Consider the following 13,829-nt stretch of genomic DNA (forward strand, 5'->3'; position numbering starts at 1 on the left):
GTCGAGGACACGCAGAATGGTCGCGAGCGCCGCCCGCGTATCGCCGGTCTGCATCCTCTGGTCAACGCATTGATGACCGCTGCTCACTTCCGCATCAAGTGTCGCTTCCCCCTCGGCTGGTCTCCAGGCACGCATATGCGGCAACGAATTCCCAACAACTTGCGGCCCGCCAGGAAAGCTCGATTTCGCGAATCCGGACACCGGCGGCGACCAGACGTCGCGAGCCAGACGTCGCGAGTATGTCGAAGGCCCGCAGGCCATCGGCCGGGAACCAGACACTCGGGCGTCCACCTAACGTCGGCTTTCCGGCCGACAAGGAATGCCCGCATCTGGCGCTGACCGGACACGGTCTGCTGCCGGCTTGCGCCACAGCGACATCCACGGACCAGACTCCCGATATCCGCCGCAGATGAGCTACTGGCGCTTGCCAAACATCAGCCGGTCACCGCGACTAGTGCGGAATAGTTCTCGGCTTCGTCCAAGGCGGCGCGCCATTTCTTCACATACGGTTGTCGCGCGCCATCTTGAGCGACGCTGAGCCATCTGCCTCCGGGCGCGCATCAGCGGGCCGGGATAACGGGACTCTCAGGCCGCAGAGCTGACCCGTCTGTCGCTGATCGACAGGACGGCGTCGCCGCGCAGAAACGCCTTCGTCGCGTATCTTTCGCAAAACCCCCTTACTGCGCCCATGGCTTAGGCGCGGCGAGAAATGTGGGAGGCGACCATGACCAACAGGCTGACGGGCAATCTTTTTGGGGCCAGCGCCATGGTGCTGGCGATGGCGATCAGCGGGGGCGCGCTGGCCCAGGACGCGGCGGCTCCGGTCGTGGCGGCGGTGGATACGACCTCGACCGGCGAGGCCAGCAGCGGCGTGATCGTGCTGGGCGCCGAGGCTCGCCAGCATCGTCTGGTCTCGGCGGCCGGGCTGTCGGGGCTGGAGGTTTTCGACCTGACGGGCGCGCGATTGGCTGCGGTTCCGGCGGGCGAGGCCGGCGGCCTGGACGTGCGCTACGGCTTCCCGATCAAGGGCCGGCCTGAGACCCTGCTGGTCTCGACCGACAAGACTGAAAACAGCCTGCGTATCTTCGCCATGCGCAATGGCGCGCCGGTCGAGGTGGGCGCGCGCGCCGTGCCTCTGGGTTTCGCGGTCGAGGACGTCTGCCTGCTGCGCAACGCCAGCGACGGCGGTCTCTATGCCGTGGCCGTGGGCGACGGCGGCGAGATCGAACAACTGCTGCTCTACGCCGATGCCGAGGGCAGGGTGGACGCGCGCTCGGCGCGCCGGATCAATCTGTCGTCCAAGGTCAAATACTGCGTCGCCGACGATGCGACGGGCCAGCTCTACGTCTCGCAACAGGCGGTGGGCGTCTGGCGCTTCAACGGCGACCCGGAAGCGGACGCGGCTCCGGCCCTGGTCGACGCGGCGCGGCTGGGTCGGATCAGCGAGGAAAGCGGCTCTCTGGCCCTTTATGACGGCGGCCAGGGCGCGCGCTATCTGATCGCGACCGACGCCTCCAGCGGGCGGCTGTTCGTCTATGACCACAGCGCCGACGATGCCTATCTGGGCGCCGCCAGCCTGACGGGACGCGGCGGCGCGGCGATCAAGGAGCCGGGGGCGCTTCAGGCCGTCGGCACGCCTCTGGCCGGTCTGCCCTCGGGCGCGCTGCTGGTGACGGACGAGGACGCCGCCGAAGGGGCCAACTACAAGCTGGTGTCGATCGCCGCCCTGACGGGGGCGCTGAACCTGTCCGCGGGAACGCCGCAGGACGCGCGCGCCGTCGCCGCGCCGCGCTTTCCCGCCGTCGTCGCCGTGGCGGAAACCGTCCCGGTCGGCAGCCCCGGCGACGCCGCCGACGACCCCGCCATCTGGGCTGATCCGATCAACCCGGCCAACAGCCTGATCATCGGCACGGACAAGAAGGCCGGGCTGAACCTCTATGACATGCAGGGCCGCGTCATCCAGCACCTGCCCGACGGCAAGATGAACAATGTCGATCTGCGCGATGGCTTCATGCTGGGCGGGCAGCCGGTGGTGCTGGTCACGGCCAGCGACCGGACCAACAAGGCGGTGGCTATTTATCGCCTCGACACCGAGGCGCGGCGCCTGATCAACGTCGCCGATGGAGTCCAGCCGACGGGGCAGGGCGATCCCTACGGCCAGTGCATGTATCGCTCGGCCCGGACCGGCAAGACCTATGTCTTCATCAATGATTCCAACGGCGAGAAGCGCCAGTCGGAACTCGCCGACGCCGGAAACGGCAAGGTCCGCGCGGTTCGCGTGCGCGACTTCGCCTTCTCCAGCCAAGTCGAGGGCTGCGTCGCCGATGATGCGGCGGGTCAGCTCTATGTCGCCGAGGAAGACGTCGGCCTGTGGCGTCTGTCGGCCGAACCGGACGGCGGCTCGGCCATGACCATGGTCGCCCGCATCACCGAGAACCCGGCGCTGAAGGACGATATGGAGGGCGTCGGCCTCTATGATCTGGGCGGCGGGCGCGGCTATCTGGTGGCGTCCAGCCAGGGCAATGACAGCTACGCCGTGTTCCGCCGCGAAGGCGACCAGGCCTATCTGGGCTCCTTCATCGTCGTCGCCGACGGCGCGCGCGGCGTCGACGGCGTGTCCGAGACCGACGGTCTGGACGTGACCAGCCGCAACCTCGGCCCCGGCTTCGAGCACGGCGCCATGGTGGCGCAGGACGGCCGCAACGTCCTGCCGGGCGAGAACCAGAACTTCAAATACGTGCCGTGGACGTCCATCGCCGAGGCCCTGGGGCTGGAGGTGCGGCGCTAGGTCGGACCGCGGAGCATCCAGCTCTGTCCCTCCGGCGGCTTCAGGCTGGGTTCGACTGGGTCGAAGTTCGACATCATCGTCATTTGACCCAGGCGGTGCGGCGTCCGATGAAGGCCGGGTGAGCGATCCCCTTCTTCCCGTCCGACGTCTGCCCAAGGGGCGCCTGCCCGCGCCGCCGCCGGGTCAGGGGCGGATCGAGGGGTTTGCCGACATTCGCCTAAGCGTCGAACAGGCCGAGGCCTCGCTGGAGGCGGCGGCGGATCGGCTGTCGCTTCCGCGTTCGGGTTGGTCGTCGGGGCGGTTCGACATGCTGGCGATTTCCGGCGGCGCGGCGGGCGGCGCCTATGGGGCGGGGGCTCTGGTCGGGCTGAGCGAGGCGGGGACGCGGCCCGAGTTCGCCCTGGTTACGGGGGTCAGCACCGGCGCCCTGATCGCGCCCTTCGCCTTTCTCGGCTCAGCCTGGGACGAGCGTCTGGCTGACGCCTATGTCGGGGGTCACGCCGCCGACCTGTTGAGCCTGCGCCGACTGGCCTCCAGCTTCACCGGCGGGCTGTTCCGGGGCGAGGCTCTGGACGCCCTGATCCATCCCTTTGTCGATGAGGCCATGATCGACGCCGTGGCGGCCGAGCACGCGCGGGGGCGGCGGTTGCTGGTGGCGACGACGGACCTCGACAGCCAGCGCGCCTGCATCTGGGACATGGGGGCCATCGCCGCGCATGGCGGCGAGCGGGCCGTGGCCCTGTTCCGCGAGGTCCTGGCTGCCTCGGCCAGCCTGCCGGGGCTGTTCCCGCCGCGCCGTTTCCCTTGCACAGTTGAGGGCGAGTTCGACGGCGAGCCTTTCGAGGAGATGCACGTCGACGGCGGCGTCGCCGCGCCGCTGTTCCTGATGCCCGAGGGCCTGTTGCGCTGGAACCGCCTGGGGCGGCGGCTGCACCGGGGGCGGGTGCATGTCCTGGTCAATACGGTGCTGGAGCCGGAGCCGCGCACCACGGCGCCCAATGTGGCGGCGGTGCTGACCCGCAGCTTCGACGCCATGCTGCGGTTCTCCTATCGCCAGGCCCTGGGCGTGGCGACGACCTTCTGCGCGGCGCAAGGGTTGTCGATCAGCGTCGCCTCCATCCCCGACGTCCCGGATCAGGGCGGCATGTTGAGCTTCGACACCGTCACGATGCAGCGGCTGTTCGACGCTGCGCGAGAGCGGGCGCGTGCGGGGGATCTGTGGCGCTCGCCCGTGGCTGAGCGGCAGGGTCTTCAGGGTCTGCTGGATCGGTTGCGGCCCAGAGGATAGGGGGCGGCTGAGGTCTTGCCTGACCCCGGCGTCGAGGCGCATGGAGGAGGCCTTCTCCCCAAGACGTTCCAAGGCCCCATCGTGTCCGAGATTGAACAAGCGCCCGTCCTCATGCCCGAAGGCCAGCCGGTCGGCCGCGTCATCGCCATGCCCGCCGACACCAACCCCGAGGGCGACATCTTCGGCGGCTGGCTGCTGGCCCAGATGGACCTGGCCGGCGCCACCCCGGCCTTCGAGCGCGCCAACGGCCGCTGCGCCACTGTGGCCCTGGACGGCATGGTCTTCCACCAGCCGGTCTCGGTCGGCGACGAGGTCTCGACCTACGCCAAGGTGATCCACACGGGGCGCACCTCGATCCGCGTCCACGTCGAGGTCTGGAAGCGCTCGCGCGGCGAGGCCGAGGCCCGCTCAGTGCGCGTGACCGAAGGCGTCTTCACCTATGTGGCCATCGACGCGGACCGCAAGCCGCGCCCCTTGCCGCCGGTTCTGGACAGCCAAGCTTAAATCTATCAAGGTTCGCTCGACGCCTCGGGGGAGGCTTGGGGGCTGACAATGTGGATTTTAGGGGCGTTTCTGGCGGGCCTGTTCCTGATCTTGCGGGAACTGGTGCCGCTCCTTCAGGCGCGAAGCAGCGGGGTCGTCTACACCAAGGGGCATAGTCGTCGGCGCGTGGCGCGCGCTGATGATCCCGAGCGGTTTCAGGCCCTGTGTCGCGGACGGTTCAAGGCCATGGGGCTCGGCGCGGTCATCATCGCCATCGCCCTGGCCTGGCTGGCCGTGAATCTCCTGCTGATGGCGGCGGACGCGGCCCTGCCCGCCGCCTGATGGTCAAGCCAAGACCAAGCGCCGCACTCGGTAATTCTTGACGTTCGAGGCTTCGCACCCTACCTGCGGGCCATGGCTATTCGTCGCATCCTGACCATCGATAACGCCGCCGACCTGGCGATCCTCAAGGCTGTCTCCCCGCCCGTGGAGGGCGGCGTGACCGACGCGCTGCGCGCCCTCATGGACGACATGCTGGAGACCATGTACGCCGCGCCGGGCATCGGCCTGGCCGCCGCCCAGATCGGCGAGCTGAAGCGCGTCGTGGTCATGGACCTGGGCGACAAGCCGGTCGAAGGCGCGTCGGAGGACCCCGAGGCCGAGGAGAGCGAGGACCTGCAACTGGCCCGTCGCAACCCGCGCTTCTTCGTCAACCCCGAGGTCGTCTGGGCCTCGGACGAGATGTACGCCTACGAAGAAGGCTGCCTGTCGGTGCCCGACTATTACGACGCCGTCGAACGCCCGGCGCGCATCCGCGTGCGCTACATGGATTACGCCGGCCAGCAGATCGAGGAAGAGATCGAGGGTCTCTACGCTGTCTGCTTCCAGCACGAACTGGATCACCTGAACGGCGTCCTGTTCATCGACCACCTGTCGCGCCTGCGCCGTGAACGCGCCGTCGCCAAGGTCAAGAAGAACGCAAGGCTCGCCGCCTGATGGCCCGCAAGACCACGATCATCGACCCGCGCGGCCGTCGTCGCCTGACCCGCAATCAGAAGGTCGGCGCCGCCAGCCTGGCCACCATCGTCGCCGTCGCCGCTGTCGGCGTGGTGGCGGGCCTGCTGCTGGACCGCCTGCTTGATTTCGACGACGCCCTGGACGCGGGCGGCGAGTGGGACGAGGGCGGCGGCGTCTATACGCGCTGGATGTAATCCGCCCCAGGGTCTAAAGGCGTGGCCATGCGCCTAGCCTTCATGGGAACCCCCGACTTCGCCGTGCCGTCGCTGGCCGAGCTGATCGCCTCGGGACACGAGATCGTCGCCGTCTATTCGCAGCCGCCGCGCCCCAAGGGCCGGGGGCAGAAGCTGACGCCGTCGCCCGTTCACGCCTTCGCCGAGGCCATGGGCCTGCCGGTCTTCACGCCCGAGAGCATGAAGTCGCCGGAAGCCATCACTGACTTCCAGAGCCTCGATCTCGACGCCGCCTGCGTTGTCGCCTACGGCCAGATCCTCAAGCCGGAAGTGCTGGAGGCGCCGCGTCTCGGCTGCTTCAACCTGCACGGCTCGCTCTTGCCGCGTTGGCGCGGTGCGGCTCCGATCCAGCGCGCCATCATGGCCGGCGACCGCCAGACCGGCGCGCAGATCATGCGGATGAGCGAGGGCCTGGACGAGGGCGCGATCATCCTGTCCGAGGTCATGGACATCCATCCCGACGACACGGCAGCCAGCCTCACCGAGCGCATGTCGCACCTCGGCGCCGCTCTGTGGCCGCGGGCGCTGGCCGCCATCGAGCGCGGCGGCTTCACCGAGACGGAACAGGTCGGCGAAGCCACCTACGCCAAGAAGATCACCCCCGCCGAGGCCCGCATCGACTGGACCCGCCCCGCAGCCGAGGTGGACGCCCATATTCGCGGCCTGTCGCCCTTCCCCGGCGCCTGGTTCGAGGTCGAGGCGGACGACGAGCCGGTGCGGATCAAGGCCCTGATGTCGGCTTTGGCCGATGGCGAAGGCTCGCCCGGTCAGGTGCTGGACGACGTCCTGACGGTGGCCTGCGGAACCGGCGCGGTGCGTCTGAGCCGCGTGCAGCGGCCCGGCAAGGCGGCGCAGTCGGCCGAAGAGATGCTGCGCGGTTTTCCGGTCGCAACCGGAACCGTGTTGGGCTGATGCCCCGCTATCGTTTCACGGTCGAATATGACGGCTCAGCTTACAACGGCTTTCAGGCTCAGGCCGGCCAGCCGACGGTGCAGGGCGCGATCGAGACGGCGGTGACGGCCTTCAGCGGCCAGACCGTGCGCATCGCCGCCGCCGGGCGCACCGACACCGGCGTTCACGCCACGGGCCAGACCTGTCACGTCGATCTGGACAAGGCCTGGCCGGCGCGGACGGTGATGAACGCCCTGAACGCCCACCTGATGCACGAGGCGGTGGCGGTGCTGGACTGCGCCCCCGTCAGCGACGACTGGCACGCCCGTTTCACCGCCAATGGGCGCAAGTATCTGTATCGCATCCTCAACCGTCCCGGCCGTCCGGCGCTGGACCGGGGCCGGGTCTGGCACGTCAAGAAGCCGCTGGACGCCGAGGCCATGCATGCGGCGGCGCAAGCCCTGGTGGGGCTGCACGACTTCACCACCTTCCGCGACGCCCAGTGCCAGTCGGCCAGCCCGGTCAAGACGCTGGACGTCGCCCGCGTCAGTCGGGTGGGCGAAGAGGTGCATCTGGTGTTCGAGGCGCGCAGCTTCCTGCACCGTCAGGTGCGCTCAATGGCGGGCAGTCTGGCCGAGGTCGGCCTGGGCCGCTGGGCCGTGGCCGATTTGGCGGATGCGCTCGCTGCGCAGGACCGCGCGCGCTGCGGCCCGGTGGCGCCGTCAGACGGGCTCTATCTGACGGGCGTCACCTATGAGGCCGAGGCTTAGGTCTTCATTTTCTATCGTCATCCTCGGGCTTGATCCGAGGATCGAGTGTTCGGCTCCGCATCGGTGGAAGGGCGCCCGCGACCATGCCCCATTGCCCTGTCGTCGAGCGCGCGGGGCGCCCGATCCTCGGGTCAAGCCCGAGGATGACGGAGGGAAGAAGCGGTCGCGTTTCTTCTAGCGTTTGAACAAACCGCCCAGGGCGTCGCCGAGGCCGCCCGGCAGGTTGTTCATCAGGCCGCCGAGCAGGTCGTCCGCGCCCTCGGCCGAGCCGTTCGGCGTCAGGCGGTCGACGGCTTCCGGCAGCAGGCCCGCCAGGGTCTCGCTGGCCTGTTCCGGCGAAATGCCGAGCTTCTGTGCGAAGTCGGCGATGGGACCGGAGCCGAGCACCGCCACGATCTGTTCGGGCGAAATCCCGGCGTTGCCGCCCTTGCTGATCCACGAACCGACGACGTCGCCGAGGCCGTTCTGACCGAATTTCTCGGCCAGACCGGCGACGCCGCCCTGACCCTTGAGCAGGTCCGACAGGCCGCCGGCGGCGTCTCCGCCGAGGCCGCCCAGCACGTTATCCAGCAGTCCCATGGTCATTCTCCGATGTGAGGTCGGCAGTCTGAGGGACGGAGGCTACGCTTTTGTGGCGGGATCGCAAACGATCGCAAACCCCGCCGGGATGACGGTCCTAGTTGCGGGCCGAGTTGGAGCTGGAGGTCACGGCCTGGCCGGCGGCTTCCAGATCGCGGCCGACGCCGGCGACGGTGTTGCAGGCGGCGGTGGTCAGGGCGGCGGCGATGACGCCGAGGACGATGAGCTTGCGCATGGAGGTTTCCCCGAAATGACGATTGACGCTTCAACATGAAGCTTGACCATAAGGCAGCATGGCCAATTCATCCTTCAATCTGCTAACGGCGATCTTATGACGCAAGCTCTCGATACCGCCGCCCGCCGTCTGGTCGACACCCTGGTGATGAACGGGGTGGACAAGGTCTTCTGTGTGCCGGGCGAAAGCTATCTGGCCGTGCTCGACGCCCTGGCCGACGTGCGCGACCGGATCGAGGTCATTGTCTGCCGCCACGAGGCGGGCGCGGCCAACATGGCCGAGGCCTATGGCAAGCTGACCGGCAAGCCGGGCGTCTGCATGGTCACGCGCGGACCGGGCGCGACCCATGCCTCCATCGGCGTGCATACGGCGCATCAGGACTCCACGCCGATGATCCTGTTCGTCGGCCAGATCGCCCTGACCGACCGGGGCCGCGGCGCCTTCCAGGAGGTCGATTATCGCGAGGTTTTCGGCGGCCTGGCCAAGTGGGCCACCGAGATCGAGAGCCCGGAACGCACCGTCGAGGTGGTCGAGCGCGCCTTCGCCACCGCCCTGCAAGGCCGCATGGGGCCGGTGGTCGTGGCCCTGCCCGAAAACATCCTGCACGACCACGGCGGCCCGGCTCCGGTGCGCCCGGTGGTCGCCGCCAAGGCCGCGCTGGACCCGGCCTTCGTCGAGCAGGTGAAGGCGCGTCTGGCCAAGGCCGAGCGCCCCATGCTGATCCTCGGCGGGTCGGGCTGGACCGACGCCGCCACCGACGCGATTTCCGGCTGGGCCGAGCGACTGGGCCTGCCCGTCGCCCTGTCCTTCCGCCGCAAGGACCTGATCCGCAACGACCATCCGGCCTATGCGGGCGACCTCGGCCTCGGACCGAACCCCAAGCTGGTGGCACGGGTCAAGGACGCCGATCTGCTGCTGGTGATCGGCGCCCGCATGGGCGAGAATCCGACCCAGGGCTATACCCTGCTGGATCGCGCCAGGACGGCTGATACCCTGATCCACATCCATCCGGGCGCCGAAGAACTGGGCCGCGTCTGGGCGCCGAGCCTGTCGGCGGCGTCTGACAATTCTCTGGCCGCCCTGGCCCTGTCGGCCATCGAGCCGGGCCGTACATGGAGCGAGCAGGGCGCCGCCGCCCACGCCGACTTCCTCGCCTTCTCCTCGCCCATCGAGGTCAAGAGCGCGGTCAACATGAGCGAGGTCGTCGCCCATCTGGCCGAGGCCCTGCCCGAAGACGCCATTATCACCAACGGCGCCGGCAACTTCGCCGCCTGGTTGCACCGCTTCCACCGCCATCAGGCCCGCCGGACCCAACTGGCCCCGACCTCGGGCGCCATGGGCTACGGCTATCCGGCGGCCCTGGGGGCCAAGGTCGTCGATCCGTCGCGCGAGGTGGTCTGCATCGCCGGCGACGGTGACTTCATGATGAGCGCCAATGAGATGGCCACCGCCGCCCAGTACGGGCTCGGCGTCATCGTCGTGGTCGTGGACAACGGGACCTTCGGCACCATCCGAATGCACCAGGAGCGGGACTACCCGACCCGCATCATCGCCACCGAGCTGAAGAACCCCGACTTCGTCAAATACGCCGAGGCCTTCGACGCCTTCGCCGTCCGCTGCGAGACGACCGAGGACTTCCCTGAGGCCCTGGCGGCGGCGCGCGAGGCGGCGGCGGCCGGGCGTCCGGCCCTGATCCACCTGATCACCGACGCCGAGCAGATCGCGCCGGGGCGGACGATCACGGATTTGCGCGGGCAATAGTCTTTTACCCTCTCCCGGCGGGAGAGGGCTTGAGCCTCCGAGAGCGTAGCGATCGGCAAGGCAAAAAGGTGAGGGGCTGACGTCTCCGTCGGCGTGAGCCGTAGCGCGGCGGCTTACGCCGACTTCAACCGCGAACCCTCATCCGACCCTTCGGGCCACCTTCTCCCATCGGGAGAAGGATTGCGTCAGCGGCTTGCACCTGACGCCGCCGCGGGGAACAGTGCCGCCTCGCAGTTCCGAGGGGGTTTCATGCGTCGTTTTCTGATCTCGTCCGCCGCCGTTCTGGCGCTTTGCGGCGCCGCGCCCGCCGTCCTGGCCCAGGCCGCCGCGCCGGTCGCGGCGCCCGCTGAGGCCCAGAGCGAGGATGCGCGCCTCAACGCCTTCTTCGAACAGGCCTTCCAGGCGCGGATCGCGCTGAGCCCGCAGCAGATGACCTCGCTGGGTATCAAGACCGACTACGACAAGCTGGACGATGTGTCCGACGCCGCCTCGGCTCGTTCGCTGGCCCTTCAGGAGGCGCAGCTGGCGCAGATGAAGGCCCAGTTCGATCCGGCCAAGCTAGGCCCCCAGAGCAAGCTGTCCTGGCGCCTGTTTGAGTACGGCGTCGACCAGGCCCGGCTGTCGAACCAGTGGCGCGACTGGGGCTTCCAGTTTGCGGCCAACGGCAATCCGACCACCAGCCTGCCCGTCTTCCTGATCAACAACCATAGCATCAGCAGCGTCTCGGACGCCGAGGCCTATGTTTCGCGCATCGGCGAAGCGGAACGCTACATGGGTCAGGTAGCCACGACGCTGAAGGCCCGCGCCGCCGAGGGCGTGGTCTCGCCGCGCTTTGTCTTTGCGCCGTCCATCGAGAACACCCGCGCGGTGATCGCCGGCGCGCCCTTTGACAACGGCGCCGACAACCCGGTCTGGGCCGACGTCCAGAAGAAGGTCGCCGCGCTCGACGCCGATCAGGCGACCAAGGACCGGCTTCTGGCCTCGGCCCGCGCCGCCCTGACCGGCCCCTACAAGCGCGGTTTCGACACGGTGCTGACGGCCCTGGCCGAGGTCCAGCCGCTGGCCGACAGCGATGCGGGCGTCTGGCGGCTGCCGAACGGCGAGGCCTATTACAACGCCCGCCTTCAGCTCTCGACCACGACTGACCTGACCGCCGACCAGATCCACCAGATCGGTCTGGACGAGGTCGCCCGCATCCAGCGCGACATGGACGCCATCAAGACGCAGGTGGGCTTTGAGGGTTCGCTGCAGGACTTCTTCGTCTTCCTGAAGACCGATCCGCGCTTCCAGTATCCGAACACGGCGGAGGGCAAGGAGCAGTATCTGACCGACGCCCGCGCCTTCGTTGCCCAGGTTATGGCCGTGTCGCCGCAGTGGTTCTCCAACCTGCCCAAGGCGGCGCTGGAGGTGAGGGCGGTCGAGCCCTTCCGTGAGGCGACGGCCTCCATCGCCTTCTACAACTCGCCGGCGCCGGACGGCTCGCGACCGGGCATCTACTACGTCAACCTGTCGGATATGACCCAGGTGCTGAAGCCCCAGATCGAGGGCATCAGCTATCACGAGGGCGCGCCGGGCCATCACTTCCAGATCGCCTATGCGCAGGAGATCGAAGGCCTGCCGCGCTTCCGCCGGTTTGGCGGCTATGGCGCCTACGCCGAGGGCTGGGGCCTCTACGCCGAGCAACTGGGCAAGGAGATGGGCTTCTATCAGGACCCCTATTCCGACTTTGGCCGCCTTTCGACCGAGCTGTGGCGCGCGGTGCGTCTGGTCACCGACACCGGCCTGCACGCCAAGCGCTGGAGCCGCGAACAGGCGATGGACTACTTCCGCCAGAACTCCCTGCTGTCGGAGCGCGACATCCAGAAAGAGGTCGAGCGCTACATCACCAACCCCGGCCAGGCGACCAGCTACAAGATCGGCGAGCTGAAGATCAAGGAACTGCGCGCCAAGGCCGAGACGACTCTGGGCGACAAGTTCGACATCAAGGACTTCCACGCCGTGGTCCTCGGCTCCGGTTCCGTGCCGCTGGACGTGCTGGTCGATCAGGTCGACGCCTGGATCGCGACGGGCGGCGGTGCGCCGGACTAAAAGCTCAATCGCTGGTCCCTCTCCCGATGGGAGAGGGATTGAGCCTCGGAGAGCCGAAGGCGATCCGCCAAGGCGAAAGGGTGAGGGTTCGCGGATGCCGTCGGCGAAAGCCGTCGTGTCGCCGTTCGAGAGCTAAGCCACCCGCAGTGATACGGCTCACGCCGACTGAAGGGCCGAGCCCCTCACCCTTTCGCCTGTTCCAATCGCTTCGCTCTTGGAGGCTCAAGCCCTCTCCCGTCGGGAGAGGGAGGGCGGCCATTGCAGTCAGACTCGGATTTTTCCGACTTTCTGGTGTATGAGCCGCCGCCATGCCCTTTACCGCCACCGTCCTGACCATGTTCCCCGAGGCCTTTCCCGGTCCGCTCGGCGTGTCGCTGATCGGCACCGCCTGGCGCGAGAAGGGGCTGTGGGATTTGCAGACGCTGGACATTCGGGCGTTTTCCGAAGATAAGCGCGGCTTCCTGGACGACACCCCCGCGGGTGGCGGTCCCGGTCAGGTGCTTAAAGCGGACGTGGTGGCCCGGGCTTTAGATAGTCTGGAAGGGCCGCCTCGGCCGCTTTTGTACATGAGCGCACGCGGTCGACCCCTGACGCAGGCGCGAGTGACGGAATGGGCCAAGGCCGACGGAATCGTCGTGCTTTGCGGTCGTTTCGAGGGGGTGGACCAGCGGGTGCTAGACGCGCGCGGGTTCGAGGAGGTCTCCGTCGGAGACGCGGTGCTCGCCGGCGGCGAGGCTGCGGCCATGGTGGCGATCGAGGCGTGCGTACGACTGATCCCCGGGGTGCTTGGCGCGGCAGACAGCCTGTCGTCCGAAAGCTTCGAGGACGGTCTTCTGGAACACCCGCAGTACACGCGACCGCGGACGTTCGAGGGGCACGACATTCCCGAGGTGCTGCTGTCGGGCGATCACAAGAAGATCGCGCAATGGCGAGAGGCGCAGCGGGAGGTGACGACGCAGGAACGGCGCCCGGACCTCTGGGCGGCGCATCTCGCAAAGACGATCGCGGAGCCTGGCTCCGCCAAATCAAAGGCAAAGGGCGCTAAAGCCCGAGGAGAATAGACATGAACATTGTTCAGCAGATCGCTGCCGAAGAAAAAGCCCGCCTGCTCGAAGGCAAGACCATCCCCAACTTCCAGCCGGGCGACACCCTGCGCGTCTTCGTGAAGATCAAGGAAGGCGAGCGCGAACGTATCCAGGCGTTTGAAGGCGTCTGCATCGCCCGCGACAGCGGCGGCATCAACGAGACCTTCACGGTCCGCAAGATTTCCTTCGGTGAAGGCGTGGAGCGTCGCTTCCCGATCCTGTCGCCGAACATCGAGTCCATCGAAGTGAAGCGTCGCGGCGTCGTCCGTCGCGCCAAGCTGTACTACCTGCGCGACCGTCGCGGTAAGTCGGCCCGTATCGCAGAGCGCCAGACGGTTCGTCCGGCCAAGGGCGTGGCTGTTCCGGTCACGGGTTCGGACGACAAGGGCGACGAGGCTTAGTCTTAAGCCCCCGCTCTACGCTGAAAAGATCGAGGCCCCGGCGGAAACGCCGGGGCCTTTTGTCATTCTTGGTGCGCTATCGCGCGCCGCGCGGCGTCGCGCTGCTTGAGCGCGGTTTCTCCCTCCCCTCATGGGGAGGGTGGTCGCGAAGCGACCGGGTGGGGCGGGCGAGGCGATACAGGCGCAGCGCTCAGCCTGCCAAAGCGCCCC

Annotated in this window: 14 protein-coding genes; 12 read left to right on the forward strand and 2 right to left on the reverse strand. The window is 68.1% G+C overall.

Annotated elements, in window-relative coordinates; translation table 11 throughout:
• Positions 1 to 724 precede the first annotated feature (724 nt).
• From DXK21_RS09690 to truA, 8 genes are all read left to right on the forward strand, one after another.
• Positions 725 to 2,788: a phytase gene (locus tag DXK21_RS09690; RefSeq protein WP_114817636.1), complete on the forward strand. Its 2,064-nt coding sequence runs from the start codon at positions 725 to 727 to the stop codon at positions 2,786 to 2,788.
• A gap of 118 nt (positions 2,789 to 2,906) precedes the next feature.
• Entirely contained in the window at positions 2,907 to 4,076 is a 1,170-nt protein-coding gene (locus tag DXK21_RS09695) for a patatin-like phospholipase family protein (protein ID WP_114817583.1), read from the forward strand.
• A 111-nt stretch (positions 4,077 to 4,187) separates the two neighbouring features.
• Positions 4,188 to 4,580: an acyl-CoA thioesterase gene (locus DXK21_RS09700; protein WP_114817584.1), complete on the forward strand. Its 393-nt coding sequence runs from the start codon at positions 4,188 to 4,190 to the stop codon at positions 4,578 to 4,580.
• 48 nt (positions 4,581 to 4,628) lie between these two features.
• Positions 4,629 to 4,901 carry a hypothetical protein gene (locus DXK21_RS09705; protein ID WP_114817585.1) on the forward strand — a complete coding sequence of 91 codons (273 nt, stop codon included), beginning with the start codon at positions 4,629 to 4,631 and terminating at the stop codon, positions 4,899 to 4,901.
• A gap of 72 nt (positions 4,902 to 4,973) precedes the next feature.
• Positions 4,974 to 5,555, forward strand: coding sequence for a peptide deformylase (locus tag DXK21_RS09710; RefSeq protein ID WP_114817586.1), 582 nt, complete (start codon positions 4,974 to 4,976; stop codon positions 5,553 to 5,555).
• Positions 5,555 to 5,770: a hypothetical protein gene (locus DXK21_RS09715; RefSeq protein WP_105563730.1), complete on the forward strand. Its 216-nt coding sequence runs from the start codon at positions 5,555 to 5,557 to the stop codon at positions 5,768 to 5,770. The genes DXK21_RS09710 and DXK21_RS09715 overlap by 1 nt, the downstream gene beginning before the upstream one ends.
• Positions 5,771 to 5,797: 27 nt before the next feature.
• Positions 5,798 to 6,721: a methionyl-tRNA formyltransferase gene (gene fmt, locus DXK21_RS09720; protein WP_114817587.1), complete on the forward strand. Its 924-nt coding sequence runs from the start codon at positions 5,798 to 5,800 to the stop codon at positions 6,719 to 6,721.
• Positions 6,721 to 7,470, forward strand: coding sequence for a tRNA pseudouridine(38-40) synthase TruA (gene truA / locus DXK21_RS09725; RefSeq protein ID WP_114817588.1), 750 nt, complete (start codon positions 6,721 to 6,723; stop codon positions 7,468 to 7,470). Before fmt ends, truA begins: the two co-directional genes overlap by 1 nt.
• A 174-nt stretch (positions 7,471 to 7,644) precedes the next feature.
• Here truA and DXK21_RS09730 read toward each other — a convergent pair whose 3' ends face one another.
• Positions 7,645 to 8,049: a YidB family protein gene (locus tag DXK21_RS09730; RefSeq protein WP_114817589.1), complete on the reverse strand. Its 405-nt coding sequence runs from the start codon at positions 8,047 to 8,049 to the stop codon at positions 7,645 to 7,647.
• 97 nt (positions 8,050 to 8,146) lie between these two features.
• On the reverse strand, positions 8,147 to 8,284 hold the full coding sequence (locus tag DXK21_RS09735) for an entericidin A/B family lipoprotein (protein ID WP_105563734.1): 138 nt from the start codon (positions 8,282 to 8,284) through the stop codon (positions 8,147 to 8,149).
• Between the two features lie 96 nt (positions 8,285 to 8,380).
• Here DXK21_RS09735 and DXK21_RS09740 point away from each other — a divergent pair, with 96 nt between their 5' ends.
• The 4 genes from DXK21_RS09740 (at position 8,381) to rplS (ending at position 13,619) form a co-directional block, all read left to right on the forward strand.
• Positions 8,381 to 10,045, forward strand: a complete 1,665-nt coding sequence (locus DXK21_RS09740; RefSeq protein WP_114817590.1) for a thiamine pyrophosphate-binding protein — start codon at positions 8,381 to 8,383, stop codon at positions 10,043 to 10,045.
• Positions 10,046 to 10,294: 249 nt separating this feature from the next.
• Positions 10,295 to 12,133, forward strand: a complete 1,839-nt coding sequence (locus DXK21_RS09745; RefSeq protein ID WP_114817591.1) for a DUF885 domain-containing protein — start codon at positions 10,295 to 10,297, stop codon at positions 12,131 to 12,133.
• 308 nt (positions 12,134 to 12,441) lie between these two features.
• Positions 12,442 to 13,194 carry a tRNA (guanosine(37)-N1)-methyltransferase TrmD gene (gene trmD / locus DXK21_RS09750; protein WP_114817592.1) on the forward strand — a complete coding sequence of 251 codons (753 nt, stop codon included), beginning with the start codon at positions 12,442 to 12,444 and terminating at the stop codon, positions 13,192 to 13,194.
• 2 nt (positions 13,195 to 13,196) lie between these two features.
• Positions 13,197 to 13,619 carry a 50S ribosomal protein L19 gene (gene rplS / locus DXK21_RS09755; protein ID WP_114817593.1) on the forward strand — a complete coding sequence of 141 codons (423 nt, stop codon included), beginning with the start codon at positions 13,197 to 13,199 and terminating at the stop codon, positions 13,617 to 13,619.
• Positions 13,620 to 13,829 lie beyond the last annotated feature (210 nt).

Source organism: Brevundimonas bullata (assembly GCF_003350205.1).
Lineage (GTDB): Bacteria > Pseudomonadota > Alphaproteobacteria > Caulobacterales > Caulobacteraceae > Brevundimonas > Brevundimonas bullata.

Bases quoted from the DNA above. Each gene is read 5' to 3' on its own strand.
- DXK21_RS09690 (WP_114817636.1), top strand. From the start codon at position 725: ATGACCAACAGGCTGACGGGCAATCTTTTTGGGGCCAGCGCCATGGTG.
- DXK21_RS09700 (WP_114817584.1), top strand. From the start codon at position 4,188: ATGCCCGAAGGCCAGCCGGTCGGCCGCGTCATCGCCATGCCCGCCGAC.
- DXK21_RS09705 (WP_114817585.1), top strand. From the start codon at position 4,629: ATGTGGATTTTAGGGGCGTTTCTGGCGGGCCTGTTCCTGATCTTGCGG.
- DXK21_RS09710 (WP_114817586.1), top strand. From the start codon at position 4,974: ATGGCTATTCGTCGCATCCTGACCATCGATAACGCCGCCGACCTGGCG.
- DXK21_RS09715 (WP_105563730.1), top strand. From the start codon at position 5,555: ATGGCCCGCAAGACCACGATCATCGACCCGCGCGGCCGTCGTCGCCTG.
- fmt (WP_114817587.1), top strand. From the start codon at position 5,798: ATGCGCCTAGCCTTCATGGGAACCCCCGACTTCGCCGTGCCGTCGCTG.
- truA (WP_114817588.1), top strand. From the start codon at position 6,721: ATGCCCCGCTATCGTTTCACGGTCGAATATGACGGCTCAGCTTACAAC.
- DXK21_RS09730 (WP_114817589.1), bottom strand. From the start codon at position 8,049: ATGGGACTGCTGGATAACGTGCTGGGCGGCCTCGGCGGAGACGCCGCC.
- DXK21_RS09735 (WP_105563734.1), bottom strand. From the start codon at position 8,284: ATGCGCAAGCTCATCGTCCTCGGCGTCATCGCCGCCGCCCTGACCACC.
- DXK21_RS09740 (WP_114817590.1), top strand. From the start codon at position 8,381: ATGACGCAAGCTCTCGATACCGCCGCCCGCCGTCTGGTCGACACCCTG.
- DXK21_RS09745 (WP_114817591.1), top strand. From the start codon at position 10,295: ATGCGTCGTTTTCTGATCTCGTCCGCCGCCGTTCTGGCGCTTTGCGGC.
- trmD (WP_114817592.1), top strand. From the start codon at position 12,442: ATGCCCTTTACCGCCACCGTCCTGACCATGTTCCCCGAGGCCTTTCCC.
- rplS (WP_114817593.1), top strand. From the start codon at position 13,197: ATGAACATTGTTCAGCAGATCGCTGCCGAAGAAAAAGCCCGCCTGCTC.